Source organism: Bacillus sp. PS108 (assembly GCF_037963335.1).
GTDB classification, from domain to species: Bacteria; Bacillota; Bacilli; order Bacillales; family Bacillaceae; genus Bacillus; species Bacillus subtilis.
Window position 1 is genome coordinate 1,913,549 of the sequence record NZ_CP150155.1, and the last position, 20,948, is coordinate 1,934,496.

At 42.2% G+C, this 20,948-nt stretch carries 21 protein-coding genes; 15 read left to right on the forward strand and 6 right to left on the reverse strand.

The features are described from left to right. The 7 genes from acnA (at position 1) to NSQ16_RS09740 (ending at position 4,835) form a co-directional block, all read left to right on the forward strand. Positions 1-2,730 carry an aconitate hydratase AcnA gene (acnA, locus tag NSQ16_RS09710; RefSeq protein WP_021479772.1) on the forward strand — a complete coding sequence of 910 codons (2,730 nt, stop codon included), beginning with the start codon at positions 1-3 and terminating at the stop codon, positions 2,728-2,730. A 71-nt stretch (positions 2,731-2,801) separates the two neighbouring features. Beyond that, on the forward strand, positions 2,802-3,314 hold the full coding sequence (locus NSQ16_RS09715; RefSeq protein WP_029726674.1) for a redoxin domain-containing protein: 513 nt from the start codon (positions 2,802-2,804) through the stop codon (positions 3,312-3,314). 80 nt (positions 3,315-3,394) lie between these two features. Next, a complete protein-coding gene (locus NSQ16_RS09720; RefSeq protein ID WP_003244964.1) occupies positions 3,395-3,520 on the forward strand; it encodes an FbpB family small basic protein in 126 nt (41 codons plus the stop codon). Between the two features lie 64 nt (positions 3,521-3,584). Then, positions 3,585-3,731: an acid-soluble spore protein SspN gene (gene sspN, locus NSQ16_RS09725; RefSeq protein ID WP_003231569.1), complete on the forward strand. Its 147-nt coding sequence runs from the start codon at positions 3,585-3,587 to the stop codon at positions 3,729-3,731. A 36-nt stretch (positions 3,732-3,767) separates the two neighbouring features. After that, positions 3,768-4,019, forward strand: a complete 252-nt coding sequence (gene tlp, locus NSQ16_RS09730; RefSeq protein ID WP_003231568.1) for a small acid-soluble spore protein Tlp — start codon at positions 3,768-3,770, stop codon at positions 4,017-4,019. A gap of 84 nt (positions 4,020-4,103) precedes the next feature. Continuing rightward, entirely contained in the window at positions 4,104-4,520 is a 417-nt protein-coding gene (locus NSQ16_RS09735; protein ID WP_003231566.1) for a YbgC/FadM family acyl-CoA thioesterase, read from the forward strand. Between the two features lie 15 nt (positions 4,521-4,535). Then, positions 4,536-4,835: a hypothetical protein gene (locus NSQ16_RS09740; RefSeq protein ID WP_003231564.1), complete on the forward strand. Its 300-nt coding sequence runs from the start codon at positions 4,536-4,538 to the stop codon at positions 4,833-4,835. Positions 4,836-4,865: 30 nt separating this feature from the next. Here the strand turns inward: NSQ16_RS09740 and NSQ16_RS09745 are convergent, their stop codons facing one another. Both NSQ16_RS09745 and plsY read right to left on the reverse strand, forming a co-directional pair. Then, positions 4,866-5,153, reverse strand: coding sequence for a HesB/YadR/YfhF family protein (locus NSQ16_RS09745; RefSeq protein ID WP_003231562.1), 288 nt, complete (start codon positions 5,151-5,153; stop codon positions 4,866-4,868). 87 nt (positions 5,154-5,240) lie between these two features. Beyond that, the gene (gene plsY, locus NSQ16_RS09750) at positions 5,241-5,822 is read right to left on the reverse strand and encodes a glycerol-3-phosphate 1-O-acyltransferase PlsY (RefSeq protein WP_003231560.1); all 582 of its coding nucleotides are present in this window, start codon (positions 5,820-5,822) and stop codon (positions 5,241-5,243) included. A gap of 169 nt (positions 5,823-5,991) precedes the next feature. Between plsY and NSQ16_RS09755 the strand changes: the two genes are divergently transcribed. The 3 genes from NSQ16_RS09755 to parC all read left to right on the forward strand — a co-directional run bounded on the left by NSQ16_RS09755 (position 5,992) and on the right by parC (position 11,190). Next, positions 5,992-6,399 carry a CoA-binding protein gene (locus NSQ16_RS09755; protein ID WP_230488770.1) on the forward strand — a complete coding sequence of 136 codons (408 nt, stop codon included), beginning with the start codon at positions 5,992-5,994 and terminating at the stop codon, positions 6,397-6,399. Between the two features lie 399 nt (positions 6,400-6,798). Next, the gene (gene parE / locus NSQ16_RS09760; RefSeq protein ID WP_230488771.1) at positions 6,799-8,766 is read left to right on the forward strand and encodes a DNA topoisomerase IV subunit B; all 1,968 of its coding nucleotides are present in this window, start codon (positions 6,799-6,801) and stop codon (positions 8,764-8,766) included. Positions 8,767-8,769: 3 nt separating this feature from the next. Then, on the forward strand, positions 8,770-11,190 hold the full coding sequence (parC, locus tag NSQ16_RS09765) for a DNA topoisomerase IV subunit A (RefSeq protein ID WP_230488772.1): 2,421 nt from the start codon (positions 8,770-8,772) through the stop codon (positions 11,188-11,190). A 46-nt stretch (positions 11,191-11,236) separates the two neighbouring features. Here the strand turns inward: parC and NSQ16_RS09770 are convergent, their stop codons facing one another. Both NSQ16_RS09770 and NSQ16_RS09775 read right to left on the reverse strand, forming a co-directional pair. Beyond that, positions 11,237-11,362, reverse strand: a complete 126-nt coding sequence (locus NSQ16_RS09770) for a hypothetical protein (RefSeq protein WP_003231548.1) — start codon at positions 11,360-11,362, stop codon at positions 11,237-11,239. A 25-nt stretch (positions 11,363-11,387) separates the two neighbouring features. Continuing rightward, positions 11,388-11,741 carry a hypothetical protein gene (locus NSQ16_RS09775; protein ID WP_134982970.1) on the reverse strand — a complete coding sequence of 118 codons (354 nt, stop codon included), beginning with the start codon at positions 11,739-11,741 and terminating at the stop codon, positions 11,388-11,390. 510 nt (positions 11,742-12,251) lie between these two features. On the opposite strand from NSQ16_RS09775, the gene NSQ16_RS09780 reads away from it, so the two are divergent. The 3 genes from NSQ16_RS09780 (at position 12,252) to NSQ16_RS09790 (ending at position 15,781) form a co-directional block, all read left to right on the forward strand. Beyond that, positions 12,252-13,649: an alanine/glycine:cation symporter family protein gene (locus tag NSQ16_RS09780; protein ID WP_021479777.1), complete on the forward strand. Its 1,398-nt coding sequence runs from the start codon at positions 12,252-12,254 to the stop codon at positions 13,647-13,649. A 302-nt stretch (positions 13,650-13,951) separates the two neighbouring features. Further along, positions 13,952-15,451 (forward strand): endo-1,4-beta-glucanase EglS, encoded by a 1,500-nt coding sequence (gene eglS / locus NSQ16_RS09785; RefSeq protein WP_230488773.1) that lies wholly within the window; start codon positions 13,952-13,954, stop codon positions 15,449-15,451. Between the two features lie 66 nt (positions 15,452-15,517). Further along, positions 15,518-15,781 carry a YnfE family protein gene (locus NSQ16_RS09790; protein ID WP_003231535.1) on the forward strand — a complete coding sequence of 88 codons (264 nt, stop codon included), beginning with the start codon at positions 15,518-15,520 and terminating at the stop codon, positions 15,779-15,781. A gap of 258 nt (positions 15,782-16,039) precedes the next feature. Here NSQ16_RS09790 and xynC read toward each other — a convergent pair whose 3' ends face one another. Both xynC and xynD read right to left on the reverse strand, forming a co-directional pair. Beyond that, positions 16,040-17,308 (reverse strand): glucuronoarabinoxylan endo-1,4-beta-xylanase XynC, encoded by a 1,269-nt coding sequence (gene xynC / locus NSQ16_RS09795; protein WP_029317861.1) that lies wholly within the window; start codon positions 17,306-17,308, stop codon positions 16,040-16,042. 130 nt (positions 17,309-17,438) lie between these two features. Next, the gene (gene xynD / locus NSQ16_RS09800; RefSeq protein WP_230488774.1) at positions 17,439-18,980 is read right to left on the reverse strand and encodes an alpha-L-arabinofuranosidase; all 1,542 of its coding nucleotides are present in this window, start codon (positions 18,978-18,980) and stop codon (positions 17,439-17,441) included. A gap of 593 nt (positions 18,981-19,573) precedes the next feature. Here xynD and NSQ16_RS09805 point away from each other — a divergent pair. Further along, complete coding sequence (locus tag NSQ16_RS09805; protein ID WP_230488775.1) at positions 19,574-20,020, forward strand: GtrA family protein; 447 nt, start codon at positions 19,574-19,576, stop codon at positions 20,018-20,020. Between the two features lie 6 nt (positions 20,021-20,026). Further along, entirely contained in the window at positions 20,027-20,920 is an 894-nt protein-coding gene (gene galU, locus NSQ16_RS09810; protein WP_230488776.1) for a UTP--glucose-1-phosphate uridylyltransferase GalU, read from the forward strand. Positions 20,921-20,948: the final 28 nt, after the last annotated feature.

Below are 20,948 nucleotides of genomic sequence, written 5' to 3' on the forward strand. Positions count from 1 at the left end.
ATGGCAAACGAGCAAAAAACTGCAGCAAAAGACGTTTTCCAAGCGAGAAAAACGTTTACTACAAATGGGAAAACATATCATTACTACTCTTTAAAAGCGTTAGAAGATTCAGGTATAGGAAAGGTTTCGAAGCTTCCTTATTCCATCAAAGTTCTTTTAGAATCAGTATTGCGTCAAGTTGACGGCTTCGTTATCAAAAAAGAACACGTGGAAAATTTGGCAAAATGGGGAACTGCCGAATTAAAGGATATCGACGTTCCGTTCAAACCGTCTCGTGTTATTTTACAAGACTTCACAGGGGTTCCGGCAGTAGTAGATCTGGCTTCACTGCGTAAAGCAATGGCAGCTGTCGGCGGAGATCCTGATAAAATCAACCCTGAAATTCCTGTTGATCTCGTTATCGATCACTCTGTACAGGTAGATAAAGCGGGTACAGAAGATGCATTAGCAGTAAATATGGACTTGGAATTCGAAAGAAATGCAGAGCGCTACAAATTTTTAAGCTGGGCAAAGAAAGCGTTTAACAATTATCAGGCAGTACCGCCTGCAACAGGTATTGTGCACCAGGTCAACCTTGAGTTCTTGGCAAGTGTTGTCCATGCCATTGAAGAAGACGGCGAGCTTGTAACGTATCCTGATACGCTTGTCGGAACAGACTCACACACAACAATGATTAACGGTATCGGTGTTCTCGGCTGGGGTGTCGGTGGAATTGAAGCTGAAGCGGGAATGCTTGGACAGCCTTCTTACTTCCCAGTTCCAGAGGTAATCGGCGCGAAACTTGTCGGCAAGCTTCCAAACGGAACAACAGCTACTGACTTGGCGTTAAAAGTAACACAAGTGCTGCGTGAAAAAGGCGTTGTCGGTAAATTTGTTGAATTCTTCGGACCGGGAATTGCTGAACTGCCGCTTGCAGATCGCGCAACAATTGCGAATATGGCTCCGGAATACGGTGCTACATGCGGATTCTTCCCAGTAGATGAAGAAGCGCTTAACTACCTGCGCCTGACTGGCCGTGATCCTGAACATATTGATGTTGTTGAAGCATACTGCAGAAGCAATGGCTTGTTCTACACTCCAGATGCGGAAGACCCTCAATTTACTGATGTGGTTGAAATTGACCTGTCTCAAATTGAAGCAAACTTATCGGGTCCAAAGCGTCCTCAGGATTTGATCCCGCTATCTGCTATGCAGGAAACGTTTAAAAAGCACTTAGTCAGCCCTGCAGGTAACCAAGGATTCGGTTTAAATGCTGAGGAAGAAAATAAAGAAATTAAGTTTAAACTCCTTAACGGTGAAGAAACAGTTATGAAAACGGGTGCGATCGCCATTGCTGCGATTACAAGCTGTACAAATACATCAAACCCATACGTTCTGATCGGCGCCGGACTGGTAGCGAAAAAAGCGGTTGAGTTAGGGCTTAAGGTGCCTAATTACGTGAAAACGTCACTTGCACCGGGTTCTAAAGTTGTTACAGGATATCTTGTGAATTCAGGCCTTCTTCCATACATGAAAGAGCTTGGCTTTAACCTCGTTGGGTACGGCTGTACAACATGTATCGGGAACTCAGGCCCGCTTTCACCGGAAATTGAAGAAGCGGTTGCGAAAAATGATCTTCTGATTACGTCTGTCCTTTCCGGAAACCGTAACTTTGAAGGACGTATTCACCCGCTTGTTAAAGGCAACTATCTTGCTTCACCGCCGCTTGTTGTGGCATATGCGCTGGCTGGAACGGTAAACATTAACTTGAAAACCGATCCAATCGGTGTGGGCAAGGATGGTCAAAACGTATACTTTAATGATATTTGGCCGTCAATGGACGAAATCAATGCACTTGTTAAGCAAACTGTTACGCCAGAGCTATTCCGCAAAGAGTATGAAACAGTATTTGATGACAACAAGCGCTGGAACGAAATTGAAACAACAGATGAAGCTTTATATAAATGGGATAGCGAGTCAACTTACATTCAAAATCCGCCATTCTTCGAAGAAATGTCTGTTGAGCCAGGCAAGGTTGAACCATTAAAAGGTTTGCGTGTTGTCGGTAAATTCGGTGATTCAGTCACAACTGACCATATTTCTCCTGCGGGGGCAATCGGAAAAGATACGCCTGCCGGAAAGTACTTGCAAGAAAAAGGTGTTTCTCCTCGTGACTTTAACTCCTACGGTTCCCGCCGCGGAAACCATGAAGTCATGATGAGAGGAACATTTGCAAACATTCGCATCAAAAACCAAATTGCACCGGGTACAGAAGGCGGATTTACAACGTACTGGCCGACTGGTGAAGTAACATCCATCTATGATGCGTGCATGAAATACAAAGAAGATAAAACTGGTCTTGTTGTATTAGCAGGAAAAGACTATGGTATGGGATCTTCACGTGACTGGGCTGCAAAAGGAACAAACCTTCTCGGCATCAGAACGGTCATTGCAGAGAGCTTCGAAAGAATTCACAGAAGCAACCTTGTATTCATGGGTGTGCTGCCGCTTCAGTTTAAACAAGGTGAAAATGCGGATACACTCGGCTTAACGGGTAAAGAAGTCATTGAGGTAGATGTTGATGAAACAGTTCGTCCTCGTGACCTTGTAACTGTAAGAGCAATCAATGAAGACGGCAATGTAACAACTTTTGAAGCAGTCGTCCGCTTTGATAGTGAAGTTGAAATTGATTACTATCGCCATGGCGGCATCCTTCAAATGGTGCTTCGTGAAAAAATGAAGCAGTCCTGATGAATCAATAGGAAGAGAAGGCATTTCGCTTTCTCTTCTTTTTATGACACAATGTGCTGCGGAGGTGGCATATGCTGAAAAAATGGCTCGCAGGGATCCTGCTTATCATGCTTGCCGGTTATACGGGATGGAATTTATATCAAACATACAGCAAAAAAGAAGTCGGAATTCAAGAGGGGAAACAAGCACCTGATTTTTCTTTAAAAACGCTGTCAGGAGAGAAAAGCTCTTTACAGGATGCAAAAGGCAAAAAAGTGCTGCTCAATTTTTGGGCAACTTGGTGTAAACCGTGCCGTCAGGAAATGCCTGCGATGGAAAAGCTGCAAAAAGAGTACGCCGACAAACTTGCGGTTGTTGCGGTAAATTTCACTTCAGCTGAGAAAAGTGAGAAACAGGTCCGAGCGTTTGCTGATACGTATGATTTAACATTCCCCATTCTGATTGATAAAAAAGGGATCAATGCTGACTATAACGTGATGTCATATCCAACGACATATATCTTAGATGAAAAAGGTGTTATCCAAGACATACACGTTGGCACCATGACAAAAAAAGAAATGGAACGAAAACTGGATCTTGATTAGATTCAGTTTTTTTTATGCTCAGATATGCTTACAAGTTTTCAGAATTGGAAAAAATAAAAGAATATGCGGAGGTGAAAAGCGTGAAGAAGATGAGAAAACGTTCTTTTCATGAGCTCGTCATGGAAAACAAAAAAGAGCTGATGACCAATACAGAGTATTTAAATCAGCTTGAGGAAAAGCTTGAACAGCGATTTAAGCAAAAATAACCTTTAATTTGTATTCATGTTTACCCCTCCTTTTGAGAAACCTATCTGTTGAGGAGGGATAAACATGGGAAACAACAAGAAAAACGGTCAGCCTCAATATGCTCCAAGCCACTTGGGTACAAAGCCTGTAAAATATAAAGCCAATAAAGGGGAAAAAATGCATGATACTTCAGGACAGCGGCCGATTATCATGCAGACAAAAGGCGAGTAGCGAAAATTCGAGTTTATTTCTAGGAGGTACATCCGAATGACAAAGAACCAAAATCAATATCAGCAGCCTAATCCTGATGATCGTTCTGACAATGTGGAAAAATTGCAGGATATGGTTCAAAATACAATTGAAAATATAGAAGAAGCAGAAGCATCAATGGAGTTTGCTTCAGGAGAAGATAAACAGCGTATTAAAGAAAAAAATGCAAGGCGCGAACAGAGCATTGAAGCGTTTCGTAATGAAATACAAGACGAATCTGCAGCGAGACAAAACGGATACCGTTCTTAAAAAACCAGGGAAACCTGGTTTTTTTCTTTCTGATTTGATTATGGTAAAATGGGGCTAAATTGACGTTAAGGGAGCAGAGTAATCTTGCATGTATCAAAAAAAGAAATAGAAGTGCGTTATGCAGAAACAGATCAAATGGGGATTGTCTATCACGCAAATTATCTTGTGTGGATGGAGGTCGGCAGAACGGCCTTGATTAAGGACTTAGGCTTTTTATATAGTGATATGGAAAAAAAAGGCGTTCTGTCCCCAGTCGTTGATATCAATATTTCCTATAAAAAGCCGCTTCATTACGGAGAAACCGCGGTTGTACATACATGGATAGAGGACTATAACGGATTTAAAACCGTCTATGGTTACCACATTTATAATCCGGCCGGTGAGCTTTCCATCAAAGCCACCTCATCTCATATTTGTGTGGATAAAGAAAGCTTTAAGCCAATTCAATTCCGCAAAGCTTTTCCTGATTGGCACACAGCATATGAAAAGGCCAAAAAATAGGGAAGTGAACGGGATATGGCGTTTGGTGTGAAACGGGAGGAACTTAACCGGTGGAAACAAGCAGTGAAAAGAGGAGAAATCGCATTTTTAACACATTACTGGCTGGATGACCGATTTCCAGAAGCAAAGACCGTGACAAAAGCCGGCTGTGCAGACATTGATAAGCTGGTTCAGTGGGGAGCGGCGTACGGGTTAAAAAAAGAATGGATCCATAAGAAAAGTGAATTTCCCCACTTTGATCTGCTGGGGGAAACACAAAAATATATTTTGGAACAAGAAAACCTAACCGATCATCTTATACGATTTCATTTGTAAAAAAAGAACGCACATGATGTGCGTTCTTTTTTATTGGTATTCAAAAACCGGTTCATCAGCGTCTTCTGAATAGCTGACGAGAAGGTCGTGGTTATCAAAGTACCATAAATCACTTTCTTCAATAAAGAAGGTAATGCCGTCAGCTTCTGCAGTGACTCCAGCCTCTTGTGGGGCATCTTTCGCTACACCGAGAGAAAAACCCTTTTGAACGTTGCTGCAGCCACCATAGCGGACGAAAAAGCGAACCTGGTCTCCGCTTTCCAAATCGAGTTCTTCTTTATACCAGTTCAATGCGTCTTCGTTAATTGTCATATTCATAACAGAACACCCCTTTGTTCTTCATTTGAATTTTCTCTATTATAAACGTATTAGGCTATTCTGTGTCAAAAGAGAAGTTTTTTAAGCTTATAACCATTTTACTTTAGGTTCTGTTTTATTGATAATTCGTTTAATGTTCGCTCGGTGTCTGTATATCACAAAAATAGTGAGCAGGGTAACGACAATCAATAAATACGTATCATGGACAAAGAAACTATATATAACAGTATAGATCCCTGTTAACATCGATGAGAGAGAAACAAATTTAGTCAAGTATAAAAAGATGAAGAATACCGCAACCATCGTGATAAATAACAGGGGTGCGTAAAATAGCAAAACGCCTCCTGATGTCGCCACGGCTTTACCGCCTTTAAATTTGGCGAAGATGGGAAACACGTGGCCTAAAACCGCAAAGACTCCTGCAAGAAGCGGGTGAATATCAACATGCATGAGAAAAGGCAATGCAGTTGCCAGTGTCCCTTTCAAAATATCTCCGGCTATGACGACCGAACCAGCTTTTACACCCAATGTACGGAATGCATTGGTAGCGCCTAAGTTGCCGCTTCCGTGCTCCCGAATATCAATTCCCTTGGCAAGCTTGCCCACAATTAAGCCAGATGGAATGCTGCCTATCAAGTAGGCCAAAATAATCAATAAAGCAATTAACATCTACATTTCTCCTTTTTCAAATTCCCTTCTTTTTATTTTAACATGAGATGTCATGATCTGATGATAAGTTTTTTTGTAAAGTTTGCTTACAAATCCAATCAAACATGCATCATATTTTGATTTCTCCTGTTTTGATCGTGTAAAATAAGTAAAAAAGGAGTGACACACGATGCAAAACCCTTCTAAAGCGGAAATTAAAGAGATTCTTCAAAGAAGCAAACGTATAGCGGTAGTAGGGCTTTCAGACCGTCCGGATAGAACATCACATATGGTTTCAAAAGCAATGCAGGACACGGGTTATGAAATTATCCCTGTGAACCCGACAATTGATGAGGCGCTAGGTGTCAAAGCCGTTTCATCTTTAAAAGAGATTGACGGTCCGATTGACATCGTAAATGTATTCCGGCGCTCAGAACAGCTTCCTGGAGTGGCGGAAGATTTTTTAGAGACAGATGCGCCAGTATTTTGGGCACAGCAAGGGCTAGTTAATGAGGAAGCATACCAGATGCTAAAAGAAAAAGGCAGAACGGTTATCATGGATCTGTGCATAAAAGTGGCACACGCTGTAACAAAATAGGTGCAGAACTGCAAAAATCCTTGTAAATTCAAGGATTTTTGCTTTTTAATTTTAAGATATTGTTTGCGTATTACGGTGAAACAGATACAATAAAGCTTGAACAGCTTTTTTTGAATACCTTGTCCAGCTGGGTTTCGGCCGTTCGATTTGCGAAGGTCTGCTGCTTTATATATAATAAACAAACATACGTTCTTATGGTGTAAAAACAGCACTAGCCGATGTTTTGAGAAGAACTGATTCGTTAGCTCTATGTTGCGATTGCAAACATATTGGTTATAATGAGGAGTCCAAGGCAGTACTGGCTCGAGGCGAGGTTTATAAAAAATATCTTATATACAAATGATGTGTAACACTGAAAAAGAGAAAGACAATGTTAGTTTTTGAAAGGGGTTTGTACGTTTGGCTAGAAAACAGCAATTTGATTACAACGAAGATGCCATACAGGTGCTCGAAGGCCTTGAGGCTGTCAGGAAAAGGCCGGGTATGTATATTGGCTCTACTGACGCGCGGGGTTTGCACCACTTGGTTTATGAAATTGTAGATAACTCTGTCGACGAGGTGCTTGCCGGCCATGGAGATCACATAATCGTCAAAATACATAAAGACAATAGTATTTCTGTACAGGATAGAGGCCGCGGCATGCCGACCGGAATGCATAAGCTCGGCAAACCAACCCCTGAAGTGATTTTAACGGTGCTTCATGCCGGAGGAAAATTCGGCCAAGGCGGCTATAAGACAAGCGGCGGGCTCCACGGAGTTGGTGCATCAGTCGTGAATGCTTTATCTGAATGGCTGACGGTTACCATTGAGCGGGACGGTTTTGTCTATCAGCAGCGATTTGAAAATGGAGGAAAACCGGTTACATCTCTCGAAAAGATCGGCAAAACAAAAAAGACGGGAACTCTTACACACTTTAAGCCAGATCCAACGATGTTCAGCACAACCACTTATAATTTTGAAACGCTCTCTGAGCGCTTAAGAGAGTCTGCGTTTTTGTTAAAAGGACTGAAAATTGAGCTGATTGATGAACGCAATGACCAGCATGAGGTCTTTTATTATGAAAACGGCATAGAAGCGTTTGTTGCTTACTTAAATGAAGAAAAAGACGTCTTGTCTGAAGTGGTCTCGTTTGAGGGTGAGCATCATTCTATAGAAGTGGACTTTGCGTTCCAGTTTAACGATGGTTATTCTGAAAATATTTTGTCGTTTGTCAACAATGTCAGAACAAAAGACGGCGGGACGCATGAGTCAGGTGCAAAAACTGCGATGACGCGTGCTTTTAATGAATATGCGCGAAAAGTGGCTTTGCTGAAAGAAAAGGATAAGAACCTTGAAGGCACCGATATAAGGGAAGGTCTTTCAGCCATTATTTCTGTCCGCATTCCTGAGGAGCTTCTTCAATTTGAGGGACAAACAAAAGGAAAGCTCGGTACCAGTGAAGCAAGATCAGCAGTTGATGCGATTGTTTCAGAGCAGCTTGCTTACTTTTTAGAGGAAAATCGGGACACCGCAACGCTTCTTGTCAAAAAAGCAATCAAGGCGAGCCAGGCGCGCGAAGCGGCACGCAAAGCCCGTGAAGAAGCAAGAAGCGGCAAAAAACGAAAAAAATCAGAAGCGACTTTAAGCGGAAAGCTGACGCCTGCGGGTTCAAGAAACCCGGCAAAAAATGAATTGTATCTCGTTGAGGGAGATTCAGCAGGCGGGTCAGCCAAGCAGGGAAGAGACCGCAGATTCCAAGCGGTACTGCCTTTACGCGGTAAAGTCATTAATACAGAAAAAGCTAAGCTTGCTGATATCTTTAAAAATGAAGAGATCAATACGATCATTCATGCGATCGGCGGAGGAGTCGGAGTAGATTTCTCAATCGATGACATCAACTACGACAAAATCATCATTATGACTGATGCCGATACTGACGGCGCCCATATTCAAGTGCTGCTTCTTACCTTTTTCTATCGCTATATGAAACCGCTCATTGAGCATGGCAAGGTGTTCATTGCGCTGCCACCTTTATATAAGGTCAGTAAAGGAAGCGGGAAAAAGGAAATCATTGAATATGCATGGTCTGATGAAGAGATGGGTGATGTCCTGAAAAAAGTCGGCAAAGGCTATACCATTCAACGATATAAGGGTCTTGGAGAGATGAACGCAGACCAGCTGTGGGAAACGACGATGAATCCGGAGTCCCGCACACTTGTTAGGGTCAAAATTGACGATGCGGCACGTGTAGAGAGACGTGTGACGACGTTAATGGGAGACAAAGTAGAGCCGCGCAGAAAGTGGATTGAGAAAAACGTCGCTTTCGGCTTAGATGAAGAAAGCAATATTTTAGAAAATGAAAACTTATCGGTCGCTGAGGAGGTTTAATGATTGTCACAGCCAGAATTATTTCATGATTTACCATTAGAAGAGGTGATCGGCGACCGTTTTGGACGCTACAGTAAATATATTATTCAAGACAGGGCGCTGCCCGATGCGAGAGACGGATTAAAGCCGGTACAGCGCAGAATTCTGTATGCAATGCATACAGATGGAAACACGTTTGATAAAAACTTCAGAAAAGCGGCCAAAACGGTCGGTAACGTCATCGGTAACTATCATCCGCACGGTGACAGCTCGGTTTATGAAGCAATGGTGCGGATGAGCCAGGATTGGAAAGTTCGTAATGTGTTAATCGAAATGCATGGAAACAATGGAAGTATCGACGGAGATCCCCCGGCAGCCATGCGTTATACAGAGGCACGATTATCTCCGATTGCATCTGAGCTTCTTCGGGATATTGACAAAAACACGGTTGAATTTGTGCCGAACTTTGATGATACAAGCAAGGAGCCTGTCGTACTCCCGGCGATGTTTCCTAACCTATTGGTCAACGGATCTACCGGGATTTCAGCAGGATACGCGACCGACATTCCCCCTCATCATCTGGGAGAAGTCATTGATGCTGTCATTAAGCGTATTCAAATGCCATCTTGCTCTGTTGATGAACTCATGGAAGTCATTAAAGGGCCTGATTTTCCGACAGGCGGTATTATTCAGGGCGTTGACGGGATAAGAAAAGCTTACGAAACCGGAAAAGGAAAAATCATTATCCGCGGAAAGGCTGAAATTGAAACAATCAGAGGCGGACGAGAACAAATTGTCATTACTGAAATTCCATTTGAAGTAAATAAAGCAAACCTTGTAAAAAAAATGGACGAGTTCCGTATTGATAAAAAGGTTGAAGGCATCTCAGAGGTTCGTGATGAAACGGATCGAACAGGGCTGAGAGTGGTCATTGAACTGAAAAAAGAAGCTGATGCCAAAGGCATTTTGAATTTCTTATATAAAAATACTGATTTGCAGATCACATATAACTTCAATATGGTGGCTATCCATAACCGCCGTCCGATGCTGATGAGCCTGCCGTCTATTTTGGATGCATATATCGGACACCAAAAGGAAGTTGTCACAAACCGGTCCGTTTATGAGCTTCAAAAAGCAAAAGACAGACATCATATCGTAGAAGGGCTCATGAAAGCTTTGTCTATTTTAGATGAAGTGATTGCAACAATCCGTTCTTCTAGCGATAAACGTGACGCTAAAAACAATTTGATCGCGAAATATGAATTTACGGAGCCTCAGGCTGAAGCCATCGTGTCATTGCAGCTATATCGTTTAACCAATACAGATATTACAGCGCTTAAGGAAGAGGCAGAAGAGCTCGGTAAAAAAATTGAAGAGCTCGAATCTATTCTGAGCAATGATAAAAAACTGCTAAAAGTGATTACAAACAGCTTAAAAGCATTGAAAAAGAAATATGCAGATACGAGACGCTCCGTGATTGAAGAAAAAATTGAAGAAATTAAAATCAATCTCGAAGTCATGGTTGCATCTGAGGATGTATATGTAACCGTTACGAAGGATGGTTACCTAAAACGGACGAGCCAGCGCTCATTTGCCGCTTCCAACGGTCAGGACTTCGGAATGAAAGATACGGACAGGATGCTGCATCAGTTTGAAATGAATACGACAGACGTGTTGCTGCTCTTTACGAACAAAGGAAGCTACATCTATTGTCCTGTTCACCAGCTGCCTGATATCAGATGGAAGGACATGGGCCAGCATTTTTCAAATCTGATCACTATTGACCGTGATGAAACGATTGTAAAGGCCATACCGATTAAAGAATTTGATCCGTCGGCATATCTTCTATTCTTTACGAAAAACGGGATGGTGAAAAAGACAGAGCTCACCCATTATAAAGCACAGCGTTATTCTAAGGCGCTTGTGGCCTTAAATCTGAAGGGTGAAGATGAACTGATTGATGTACATGTAACAAATGGGGAAAGCCAGATCTTTATGGCCACTCACTTAGGGTACGGTCTATGGTTTGGAGAAGACGAAGTGAATGTAGTTGGCGCGCGTGCGGCAGGTGTCAAAGGGATTAACTTAAAAGAGGATGACTTTGTTGTCTCCGGTGAGATCCTTCAACAATCTGATTCAATTGTCTTGTTCACACAGCGGGGAGCGGTAAAACGCATGAGTCTTTCTGAGTTCGAGAAGACATCCCGCGCAAAACGCGGTGTCGTAATGCTAAGGGAACTGAAAAAGAATCCTCACCGAGTTGTAGCACTGTTCGCTTGCAGTCTTGAACAGCGACTAATGGCAGAAACAGAAAAAGGCGACAGAAAAGAACTGCAGGCAAAAGAGTTGCGGACAAACGACAGATACAGCAATGGCTCTTTCTTTTTTGATGAAGAGGAATCAGGCAAGGTTACAGCTGTTTGGCGCATTCATACAGAACAATAATAAAAAACCCGCTCATACTATATGAGCGGGTTTCGTTTGTTTTTTATCAGCTTTCATGGTTGGTGAATAGATCTGTTACAGCATGAATGACTTCAATTCCCTGCCATACAAATAAATTCAGCGCTGTGAAAGAAAATAAGCCTAAAATCACCATTCTTAAGATAAACAACATGTTTAACAGCCTCCTCATATTTTCGTTACATAATCGGGTGATGTTGAACATGAAGTTTGCCGAAATAAGACGATTGATAAAATTTGGCCAGTATAAAGCTTTTTTTCCGCTGACGTCTGCGGGAGTATCCCGTACTTTGGCTTTCAGCGGTCAGCAGCAGAACAGCCATTGCCCATAAAGCGGTCAGCGTAAATGCCCCTGTGATGGATTTCTTCTCATCATCAGCATTTTGGCCGGCTTTCATCTCATGCATTTCCTGCTGGTCGGCTACGGCTTTATAATGATGGCCGATATCAAAGGCGTGGGGAATTGAGAACAAATGAAAACTGGCAATCGCCAAGAATAAGATGGATGCTTTCAATATCGTTACTTTTTTCAAATGATCTCCCCCTCCTTTAATATTACTGAATATTTTTATAATAATACCCCAATCCATCCTAAAAGTAAACCTGATTTATTAAATTTAAAAATAAATTTAACCTTGTTAAGTATATATCTTTTTGCTTATTTTTGAAAGAGAAAACTTCTTTTATTAGCGTATGTATACCCGGTTTATGGTGTGAATAAAAACATATTTTAAATGATATGTTTGTTGTTTAGGGTTTATTACTTTATTTATGTGCTAAATCAAAGAGAAAGGCAAGAGAATGGGAAGAAATGATTACATTGTTAAGAGGGTACTCTTTTTTTAAAGCCAGCTTGCAAGGAATGTTTTTATTCGTAGGAAAATAATAGAGAAGGGGTCGACAGAGTAACATCTGGCTACGACAATATTCTTCTCGAAAAAACTTCCTAATTCGTCATATTGTGATATAATAAAACTCGTTATGTTAAAAAATCTAACATCAAAATCGAATTCGTATTGAATTGATGAAAACGGGAGGTAAATATGGAGTCTTTTTTCAATAGTTTGATTAATATTCCAAGTGATTTCATCTGGAAATACCTATTTTATATTTTAATAGGGCTTGGATTATTTTTTACCATACGTTTTGGTTTTATCCAATTCCGTTATTTTATTGAAATGTTCAGAATAGTAGGGGAGAAGCCGGAAGGAAATAAAGGTGTTTCATCTATGCAGGCGTTCTTTATTTCGGCCGCATCCCGAGTCGGCACAGGGAATTTGACTGGTGTAGCCTTAGCAATTGCGACAGGCGGACCGGGCGCTGTATTTTGGATGTGGGTAGTAGCTGCAGTAGGTATGGCTTCAAGCTTTGTTGAGAGTACGTTAGCGCAGCTTTATAAGGTGAGAGACGGGGAGGATTTCCGCGGAGGTCCGGCTTACTACATTCAAAAGGGTCTTGGAGCCAGATGGCTTGGCATCGTTTTTGCAATCTTAATTACCGTTTCATTCGGCTTGATTTTTAACGCTGTTCAAACAAATACAATTGCTGGAGCATTGGATGGCGCATTCCATGTGAATAAAATAGTTGTAGCCATAGTTCTGGCGGTTTTAACTGCGTTTATCATTTTCGGCGGTTTAAAACGTGTTGTCGCTGTTTCACAGCTAATTGTGCCGGTTATGGCAGGCATTTATATTCTTATCGCTTTATTTGTTGTCATCACGAATATTACGGCTTTCCCTGGCGTTATCGCTACAATTGTTAAAAATGCTTTAGGTTTTGAACAAGTCGTCGGCGGCGGAATAGGGGGCATCATCGTTATCGGTGCGCAGCGCGGACTTTTTTCAAACGAAGCAGGAATGGGAAGCGCACCAAACGCGGCTGCGACGGCTCATGTATCCCATCCGGCAAAGCAAGGCTTTATTCAAACATTAGGCGTATTTTTCGATACATTTATCATATGTACGTCCACAGCATTTATTATTTTGCTGTACAGTGTAACGCCAAAAGGCGACGGCATCCAAGTCACACAGGCTGCTCTTAACCATCATATTGGAGGCTGGGCGCCGACTTTCATCGCAGTCGCAATGTTCTTGTTTGCATTCAGTTCAGTTGTCGGCAACTATTATTATGGCGAGACAAACATTGAATTTATTAAAACAAGCAAAACATGGCTGAACATTTACCGTATTGCTGTAATTGCTATGGTTGTGTATGGATCTTTATCAGGCTTCCAAATCGTTTGGGATATGGCGGACCTCTTTATGGGTATCATGGCGCTGATCAACTTAATTGTGATTACGCTGCTGTCAAACGTTGCTTACAAAGTGTATAAAGATTACGCGAAACAGCGTAAGCAAGGACTTGATCCTGTGTTTAAAGCGAAAAACATCCCAGGGCTGAAAAACGCTGAAACATGGGAAGATGAGAAACAAGAAGCATAATATAAATATAAAACAAAGCTGCATTCAATAGTTGAATGCAGCTTTTTCATTATTGGAAATAAATTTAATTTTTCGACTCGAATGAAAAATGACGTGTAAAGTCCCAATTCAGTCCGGTTTTCTTTGTTCTATATGTATCATGTGTGTCTTATTCAATGGAGATAGAGCAAATTGACAGGCTTTTAAACCTCCCAAAAACAAGAAATTAGGTTGATAGACAATCATGAGAAAGATTTTTACAATGAGTTCGTGCTCATAAGAAGTGAAGAGCCAAAATGATGCGAAGGAGGAAAAGATCAGATATGAAACGGTCAATCTCTATTTTTATTACGTGTTTATTGATTACGTTATTGACAATGGGCGACATGATGGCTTCGCCGGCATCAGCAGCAGGGACAAAAACGCCAGTAGCCAAGAATGGCCAGCTTAGCATAAAAGGTACACAGCTCGTTAACCGAGACGGTAAAGCGGTACAGCTGAAGGGGATCAGTTCACACGGATTGCAATGGTATGGAGAATATGTCAATAAAGACAGCTTAAAATGGCTGAGGGACGATTGGGGTATCACCGTTTTCCGTGCAGCGATGTATACGGCAGATGGCGGTTATATTGACAACCCGTCCGTGAAAAATAAAGTAAAAGAAGCGGTTGAAGCGGCAAAAGAGCTTGGGATATATGTCATCATTGATTGGCATATCTTAAATGACGGTAATCCAAACCAAAATAAAGAGAAGGCAAAAGAATTCTTCAAGGAAATGTCAAGCCTTTACGGAAACACGCCAAACGTCATTTATGAAATTGCAAACGAACCAAACGGTGATGTGAACTGGAAGCGTGATATTAAACCATATGCGGAAGAAGTGATTTCCGTTATCCGCAAAAATGATCCAGACAACATCATCATTGTCGGAACCGGTACATGGAGCCAGGATGTGAATGATGCTGCCGATGACCAGCTAAAAGATGCAAATGTTATGTACGCGCTTCATTTTTACGCCGGTACTCACGGCCAGTTTTTACGGGATAAAGCAAACTATGCACTCAGCAAAGGAGCACCTATTTTTGTGACAGAGTGGGGAACAAGCGACGCGTCTGGCAATGGCGGTGTATTCCTTGATCAATCGAGGGAATGGCTGAAATATCTCGACAGCAAGACCATCAGCTGGGTGAACTGGAATCTTTCTGATAAGCAGGAATCATCCTCAGCTTTAAAGCCGGGGGCATCTAAAACAGGCGGCTGGCGGTTGTCAGATTTATCTGCTTCAGGAACATTCGTTAGAGAAAACATTCTCGGCACCAAAGATTCGACGAAGGACATTCCTGAAACGCCAGCAAAAGATAAACCCACACAGGAAAACGGTATTTCTGTACAATACAGAGCAGGGAATGGGAGTATGAACAGCAACCAAATCCGTCCGCAGCTTCAAATAAAAAATAACGGCAATACCACGGTTGATTTAAAAGATGTCACTGCCCGTTACTGGTATAAAGCGAAAAACAAAGGCCAAAACGTTGACTGTGACTACGCGCAGATTGGATGCGGCAATGTGACATACAAGTTTGTGACGTTGCATAAACCAAAGCAAGGTGCAGATACCTATCTGGAACTTGGATTTAAAAACGGAACGCTGGTACCGGGAGCAAGCACAGGGAATATTCAGCTTCGTCTTCACAATGATGACTGGAGCAATTATGCACAAAGCGGCGATTATTCCTTTTTCAAATCAAATACGTTTAAAACAACGAAAAAAATCACATTATATGATCAAGGAAAACTGATTTGGGGAACAGAACCAAATTAGTTAAGCTTTTTTTGGCGGACATCAGTAACGATGTCCGTTTTTATCATCTAATAGGAGGTTTGCGTTGTGGATGAAATACTGAAACAGTATATGGTGCTGTACAAAAAAATGAGTAATATGATAAATGGTCCGGACTATCCAGGTAAGGAAAAAGACATCCAGCATCAAAAAGATCAGATCGAAGTTTACGAAAAACAGCTGCAGCAAGGATTTTCTACAGATTATGACTATGATGTGTTTGCTGATTCTGTTATCAAATGCGCATATGGCGATATGACGCTGGAAGATTTAGAAGCCGTTTATTATGGATTGACAACACCATTTTTTTGATTTGTCATTCAGTAGTAAAATTTCAATTTCTGTCTCACTAACTTAAGTATACTTTGATATCGAGACAGAAATTTATTTATTTTGATTACTTCCTAGAATATATATTATGTAAACTAGAAAAGATGAAGATTAAAGCTTTGCTGTTTTTATATACATCCTTTCTTCTTCCTGTAATTCAGCAACAAAATAAAAAAGCGATTTCCCAATCGGAAAATCGCCAATTCAGACACTCTATTATTTATGTGTGTCTTTGTGCTCTTAACGATTTACAACAAATGTTGTTACGCTTTGAGCTGGAAGATGGGCCCAAAAATGATTGCCTGATACAGTGAGATTCGTTCCAGGTTGTAGATTGCTGCTGCTGCTCGTGATCCATCTAGATACGTTTGAAGCAGATCCATTCTGCAAAACAAAGTTTTGGTTGACTCCTGTGTTGCTTTTATTGATGGCTACAATAACGACCTTGTTGTCACCTTTATAGGCTGACACGTAAACGTTCGCATTAGGGTTTTTCGTTGCATCAATTCTTACATAGCCGGGACGCACAAACTTTGAGAAATGAGCCATATTGTAGCCGCGTTTGCTGATCGTACCATCTTCTTTCATAGGTCCATATGATCTTCGGATGTACCACCATACATAAGCTTGAAAGTCCCCCTCTACCATCGCATTGTGAATATGCTGTGAAACATCCAATGCCTCAGGCCATCGATCCGCCGAGTTGTTATCACTGTTCGGATAGTATACTTCCGTCATCCAAAGGTCCTTCCCCGCTCCTTTTTGTTTGAAAAGAGGATAAGGGAATTGGCTGACCTGGGTGCCGTACAGGTGAGTTCCGAGAATATCCATATTGGCAAGAGCCTGCGGATCGTTCAAGATCGGGTCCGACAAATTCTTTAAGTATTGAAAAGACTCAGGTGCAATGACGCGGGCATTGATCGAGCCGGCGTTTTCTCTCATAAAGCGAAGTATTTCTTGCGGCGTCCACCACGTCCACTCGTGAGCGTAATCAGGCTCGTTTTGGACCGAAATCGCGTAAAGATTCACACCATTATTCTTCATGAAGGTAACAAAATCGTTAAGATGCTGCGCGTATGCTGCGTACTTGTTGTATTTCAGCCGTTTAGCCGATGTGTCACCATTACGATTAAAGGTCTCAACCATATCACTTGGAGGATTCCAAGGAGAAGCAAAAACGATTGCTCCGTGTTTGACCGCACTCTTTGCAGTCTCCACCTCTTTATACCAATTATTTCGATTTTCATCTACATGAATTCTTAAGATTGAAAATCCTAACTGGTTCTGTCCATTGCCAAAAGCAGTTTCTCTTTGAGCTGCTGTAAGATCCCCAGCCCAAGCCGGATGATTCATCCCTCCAAAACCGCGAATCACTTGTTTCTCTGCAGATACATTAACTGTTACATCACTGGCTGCCAAAACTTCAGTAGCGCCTGGCCCTAACATGACTGACAGCATAGTGAAACATACTAATAGTACACAAATTGTTTTTTTTATGCGTGGAATCATTTATTCCTCTCCTTCGTCATGTGTCTTTTACGGTATTAAAAAATCTGCATGGCATATCCATAATGGCGGGCTGTTCCGGTGATGGCTCGTACTTCACCCGCCTCGTTTTTAAGCGGTCCCATTACGAGTACTATCTTTGCGTAAACTGCCAGTAATCAAAATTAAACAAGTTTCCTGTACCTGTTCCGGTAAATACAAAGAATACTTTGTGCACACCGGTTGCCCCGCTTACTGCAGTTTCTATTTCTCTCCACGTTTGCGCTCCACCTGTGGAAGGTACATTCAGAGTTCCAACAAGCTTACCATCAGCACTGTCGAGGCGCACTTCTATTTTCCCGCCTGAAGTGGATGCTACATTTGCTTTAAATGACCTGGCACCGCCCGCTCCGAAGTCTGCATTTCCTACAGCAATCCAGTCTCCATTTTGAATGCTTGTTACATGCTGATTATTTACTGGCCCGCCGGGTGCTGTGGACTTCTCTGTCAAAATGCGTCCATTCCAAGCAAACGTTTCAGCTTCTACCCGGTTATAAGGATTCAAATTGGAAAGCTGTGTTACACCTGCATAATTTGCTGCTACCTCTTGGATGGATCCATCTGGGTTATGCACCAGCTTATTAATATGGGGAGAACGGTATCCTTTGCCGGCCCCGAACAGAGCGGAACTGACAGTTTGCGCGTGGTACACCACATACCACTCGTTTTTAAAATTGAAAACAGCATGATGGTTGTTTCCGCCACCTCCGAAAAATGCACCCGGATTTTTCAGGAAGTGCCCTCTATATGTAAAGGGACCCATGGGATTTGAACTGGTCATGTAGCCGATCTCACCCGGGGGTTTATCGGCCGGGTGCGTGCCGCCGAAATTAATGCAATAGGAGTAATAATATGTTCCGTTATACTTGTGCAATCCCGAATCTTCAAACATGAAAGGCGCATCAATTGTAGATGCACTTCCAACAACACTCGTCATATCAGGCCCCAATTTTATGACTCTAGCCGTTTTAGGATTGGCCCATTGTGCCTGCGTTGGATTTGAACCGCCAGGAACGCCTCCGCCGGCATACAGGTAACCGGTTCCGTCGTCATCTACAAATACTGCCGGATCAAAAAGCCATACAACACCAGACATTCCTGGCGTACTTGGCGTTACGAGCGGTTTTCCGATTGGGTCGGTCCATGGACCAATCGGGCTGTCTGCGGTGAGAACCCCGATACCTCCGCCGCTGTTTGCGAAATAAAGGAAGAATTTATCCTTGCCATTAATTTTTTTAACTGCGATTGACGGTGCCCATGACGCACCTGCCCATTTTGCAATTCCACGGCCTCCATTAGCTCCATTGGCACCTGCTACCGGAATGGCTCCGTGGTCTGTCCAGTTCACCATATCCGCTGAAGATATGACGAATACTCTATTCAAATTGGCAAATGAATTATCTTTAATTGTTCCGTTGCTATTATATTCATAGTCATCACTTGACATATAGATGTAGACTCTTCCGTTATAGGTCAGCGCAACCGGATCCGCTCCCAAATGATGGTCGATAAGCGGATTTGAATTCCCTATATGTTTTGCAATTGTAGTACCTGTGGCAGCATACGCAGACTTCCCAGCTAAGCAGCTCAAAAGTAAAACAAGAATCCATAAACATACGCTACACTTTTTCCTCATCACTTCACATCCTCCTTTTTCCTTAAAATGGGGGATTTTCTTTTGGAATTTGATGACAACAGGTCATGAAGATCGCACGCATAAAGTAGCCGGAAGCTGTTTAGCAATGTTCCCAGTTGTTCTGAAAGCTCATCTTCATGTGTCTCCATTCTCTCCTTTGTTCGAGGAGATCGCACCACTCCTTCAAAATTGTTCAAAAAAACTTCCCCATTCCTAGCGACCATTGTCCAGAAAATAAAAAGACAGGATTGTTCATGGCCTCCCACTAATCACATTGAACGGAGATTACATCATTATCCAAGATATCCCTTTATCTAACATCCTACATCATTAAAAAAATTGTGTATAGAAACTTTTGGAGGAGTTAGTGTTCGATTCTACAAAGGAACTGGATACATTTATTCATTGATAAGATGGGGCTAACACTCCGTTTATATTTGTATGTTTTCAGACACAAAAAACAGCCGTTCAATGCGGCTGTTTTTTCAAGAGTATAAGACTATTGAGCGGTATACCCGCTTTTTCATGTTTTGTTCATATTTTATTAATTGTTTATTCAACACTGTCCGCTATAGTAATCCATATCAACAAATATGACTGCCACTCGCATCTTTTATGAAGGGAGGTCCGTTACGCTGAAAGAAAAAATAAAGACATTAGGCCGTTTTTGCACCGTAGGCGTCGGCAATACGCTGATAGATTTTGGTGTCTTCTTTCTTCTTACCAATTGTCATGTCTCTTATCTGCCGGCGCAGATCTGCTCCTATACTGCAGGTATCGTCAACAGCTATGTGTGGAACCGGAATTGGACGTTTTGTGTGAAAGGTAAGGCTGACGGGAAAGAGATCGTGCGTTTTCTCATGATTAATATTGCCGCGTCGGGGATCACCTTTTTGTTGCTTTATTTGTTTCAAAATTGCGGCTGCTCGCTTTTGGTGAGTAAGCTCGCCGCCACTATCGGCGGAATGATGATGAATTTTATCGGAAACCGAATCTGGGTATTTGGAGATTCGCTGAAAAACATACAGGATCAGGAGTGAAGATGAATGAGAAAAAAAGTGAGAAAAGCGGTTATACCCGCAGCGGGTTTAGGAACGAGATTTCTGCCGGCGACAAAGGCGCAGCCTAAAGAAATGCTCCCAATCGTCGACAAACCAGCAATCCAATATATTGTAGAAGAGGCCGCAGAGTCAGGAATTGAAGATATACTGATTATTACAGGGAGAAACAAACGCTCGATTGAAGATCATTTTGATCGGTCGGCGGAATTGGAATTCAATCTCCGGGAAAAAGGCAAGACGGAGACACTTAAGGAAATGCAGCAGATTGCCGATTTGGCCAACATTCATTACATCCGTCAGAAAGAACCGCTCGGATTAGGCCATGCGGTGCTGTGTGCGGAGCATTTTATCGGAGATGAGCCTTTTGCCGTTCTCTTAGGTGATGATATTATGGTGTCTGAAACACCGGCTCTTCGGCAATTAATGGATATATATGACGTTTATGGCACAGAGGTTGTCGGTGTACAGTCAGTTCTCCCTGAGGATGTCAGCAAATATGGTATTATAAATACATCAGGGTCTCAAGGGCATGTATACGAAGTGAACGATTTAGTGGAAAAGCCTTCTCCTGAAGAAGCACCTTCGGAAATCGCAGTAATGGGACGTTATGTGCTGAATTCTTCGATCTTCTCCGTTTTGAAGACAATTGACAGAGGCGCGGGCAACGAAATTCAGCTGACAGATGCGCTTCGTGAGGTTTGCCGTAAGGAGCCGATCCATGCCCGGCTGCTGGAAGGAAATCGATATGACATTGGCGATAAGCTAGGCTGTTTTAAAGCGAGCACCGAAATCGGCTTAATGCGTCCCGAAATGAGATCTCAGCTTTTGGCCTATTTAGAAGATGTGATCAAACAGGAAACGAAAGAAATGCTGCGGTAAAAAAATTGTAACCATCTTGCTCGTCAAT